Origin of the sequence: Clostridioides sp. ZZV15-6383 (genome assembly GCF_020657735.1) — a bacterium.
Classification (GTDB): Bacteria; Bacillota; Clostridia; order Peptostreptococcales; family Peptostreptococcaceae; genus Clostridioides; species Clostridioides difficile_D.
In genome coordinates this window covers 1-214 of the sequence record NZ_JAGWCV010000263.1, presented here as the reverse complement: position 1 = coordinate 214, position 214 = coordinate 1, and the positions used below count along the sequence as shown (strand labels likewise).

Genomic DNA, 214 nt, shown 5'->3' with positions numbered 1-214 from the left:
CTGGGGTGAAGTCGTAACAAGGTAGCCGTATCGGAAGGTGCGGCTGGATCACCTCCTTTCTAAGGAGAATTGCCTACTGTTTAATTTTGAGGGTTCGTTTTTACGAATACTCAAAATAGCACTTTGAACAACGGGATTTATCTGTTGACGATGTGCGTTAGCACCTTAAGCAACAGAATAAACTGAACGCATGTGAAGTTTGTTTGTTGGCGAC

1 rRNA gene is annotated in these 214 nt (G+C 43.5%); it reads left to right on the top strand.

Features of this window, described 5'->3' with window-relative positions:
* Positions 1-59, top strand: a 16S ribosomal RNA gene (locus tag KGF42_RS19730); the annotation flags it as partial.
* Positions 60-214 lie beyond the last annotated feature (155 nt).